This window comes from Chitinivibrionales bacterium (genome assembly GCA_014728215.1).
Lineage (GTDB): Bacteria > Fibrobacterota > Chitinivibrionia > Chitinivibrionales > WJKA01 > WJKA01.
In genome coordinates this window covers 1-2,932 of sequence record WJLZ01000116.1, presented here as the reverse complement: position 1 = coordinate 2,932, position 2,932 = coordinate 1, and the positions used below count along the sequence as shown (strand labels likewise).

Annotated in this window: 2 protein-coding genes; both read right to left on the bottom strand. The window is 39.5% G+C overall.

Features of this window, described 5'->3' with window-relative positions:
• Nucleotides 1–166: tail fiber domain-containing protein (locus GF401_08640; GenBank protein ID MBD3345113.1), on the bottom strand; the 166-nt coding region annotated here is incomplete at its 3' end.
• A 166-nt stretch (nt 167–332) separates the two neighbouring features.
• A complete protein-coding gene (locus GF401_08635; protein MBD3345112.1) occupies nt 333–1,592 on the bottom strand; it encodes an AAA family ATPase in 1,260 nt (419 codons plus the stop codon).
• Nucleotides 1,593–2,932: the final 1,340 nt, after the last annotated feature.

Here is a 2,932-nt window from a genome sequence, read left to right as displayed (position 1 = left end):
GTATAAGTGCTGTATAATTAATAGCTTTATATCCCTTGGAATCCGTTACAACAATTTCGGGGAAAATTTTTTCAATTTCTTGAGCGCTGAATCCCATTTGCTTTGCAGAACGTGCTTTTAGTCTTTTTCTATTTTGATGATTAAATTCATATGAAATACCTTTCATTTTTTTTACTTTAGAAAGAGCACCTCTTATGTCACCAATATTTCTTTTTAAACGAATATCTGAAGTTTCATATAACGTTTCGCATTGAATTTCGTTATTACTGCGAATGTTACCATTTTATATTTGCTCCGCCCCAATCATTGATTGAATATCACATGGTTGAATATCACAGGTTCCAGACAGGAAAATTAAAGATTTTGTCATCAAGCTGCAAAGGCGCCCCCTGAAGAGAAATAACGACGCCATGCGATATAGAGGCATCAAGGGACATCATATATTGCAGATCTTCATAATCCTTTGCATCGATTCTTGATTTTGCCTTGATTTCTACTGCCACTGAGACCGTGCCGTTTGAGATAATCAGATCGGCTTCCCTACCTGTTTTCGTGCGACAGAAAGTAAGTTTCCAGGGGAGATGATTATATTCAACCTGCTTGACAATCTCATTATAAACGAATGCTTCAAAGAGCTTGCCGAACCAGCTTGTTTGCTGTGCCGGAACTGAACGATGACCGGCCACAAAATGAGCAAGTCCGGCATCGGCAAAATAATTTTTCGGACTCTTGCTTATCTGAACGCGCAGCCGTTTGCTGTATGGCTGAAGATGAGTTGCAATAAACGTATCTTTGAGAATGTCAAAGTAGGTTTTTATGGTGTTGGAGCTGACGCCTAAATCTTTGGCAAACGATGAATAGTTGGCTGTCTCTGTGTTTTCAGAAGCCGATAACACAAGATATCGACTGAAAATTCCAATATCCGACACCAGATTCTCCCGACGTATTTCATTTTCAAGGTATGATGCCTGATACGATTCCAACAAATCATCCACAGCATCTTCATCGTCAATCAGAAACGGTTCCGGAAGAAGCGTGTGTCTTAAACAGTTACTCAGGAAGCGGTTGTAATTCGAGGGCTGGCTGTATGAAATATCTAATAAGGAACCAGGCAATTGCAAAAGCACCGGCAGCATTGTTTGCTTTTTAAAAATTTCAGCCTGTGAGAGTGGATGAAGAATTCGGGAAATAAACCTCCCGGCCAGTGTTTCCGCCCGATGCTTCTTAAGCGGCCTTGCTGATGATCCCCATATCCAGAATTTTATCCGGCCTTTGTGCTCATCATATAATCCCTGAAGCGCCTGGAAAATATCCGGGATCTTCTGAACTTCATCGACAAAGACATGAAGTTTCTCCTTTTCACCGACACGCCTGAGCGCCTCCTGAATTTCACTGATCCATAACGCAATATCCGATTGATATTTATTTAAAATGATATAGTCCTGAAAAGGATAATGAAGGTGCCCGTTGATATTTTTCCGAAATTCATTCATTAGCGTGGTTTTCCCGGTTTGCCTCAAACCGAAAATATGCACAATCTGCGGCCGGGAGATAACTTTTTGAAGCCATTGTGAAAGCTGTCGCTGAATCATAGATTAAGTATACTATATTTTAAATGACATTTCAAATATAGATGCTAAATTTTAAGTGCCGTTTCAAATATAGACTGAATTATCCATAAATATAGGCAGCATTCAAGTTAAGTTGTTGATACTATCATCTTCGCCTTTCTCAAGGGTCGAATATATGGCCCCTGCATCTTTGTTTATTTGCTCCGTCCCAATCAATAAGTAGAGTGTTTAATGCCGGCTATTTTAGTAAAGAATTTGAGACCTTCCGCCGGTCGCCTTATTCCAGAGTGAAGGGAGCGAATCGCGGTGAAGCGCTACGAGATCCATGAAATTATCGGGGATTGGTTCATTTTTCAGCTTTAAAACCAGAAACATCACTTTAAAATCTTTCTGGCTGTTGGAATAGTCCGGAATACGTTCGCCATTCAATCGAATTATTCTTTCAATCGGTACCTGTCTGCTTTTTATAAACCGTGGTTCAGTTGCATAGCAATTCGGCCCATTGCCATTGTACAAATCATTATCTGGAATCGGCACAAAATCATGCATGGTTACAGGCATAACAGAGTCCGGCGGCATCAACCCCATTAAGTAAAGCGATAAGTCAGAAAAACGTAGTTCGTTGTTCCAGTATTTGTTTACGTTAATGCATATGGTATCCTGCTCGCTCAGTATCCACTGATTAAATGCCAATGGATCAAACACAGAGGTGTCGCCGGAAAACAGATCGGAATTATTCGGCCAGTGACCACCATATGGTTTTTTAGTCGTGTCCTCATATAAAACGACAACAGAGCAGAGCCAATTGTGCCCGATCTCATGGACTATACCATCAATAAAAGTGAATTGTAGCGGTTTTGCGCTATCAAATCCAATGAATAGCGGAATGTTGATTTTTGATTTTAAATTCTTTGCCAGGATATAGTATGGATTGTTTTTAGAAGGCGGATATCCTTTGCCAATGCCATATGCCCCAACATTAACATTAACACATGAAAAATCATGAGAATTTGCAAAAGGAAAAATCTCTATAATAAAATCATAGGCATCTTCATATAGCGAATAAAATTTTGTATACATTGTTATAAATTTAACAAACCTCTCGCCTTTGGCATCCTCTGGAAATGTCAGTTCATTTGCTGAATCTTCTTCTAAAATTGTTATCCCCGGACCATAAGGATTTTTCTCAAGCATGATAGTGCCGACATTCTCAGATTGTCCGCTAATAACTATTTTGGCGGGGAAATATCCATCTTTATTAAAAGTAAGCGTATCCTGGTTTGCCTGCTTTTTTCCAAGAATTTGAGTTTTGATTGGATCTTGACGAACATGTACATGACCATTCCGGATAAAAGATTTAC

Excerpts from the sequence above, each read along its gene's own strand:
- GF401_08635 (MBD3345112.1), bottom strand. The coding sequence starts at position 1,592 with ATGATTCAGCGACAGCTTTCACAATGGCTTCAAAAAGTTATCTCCCGG.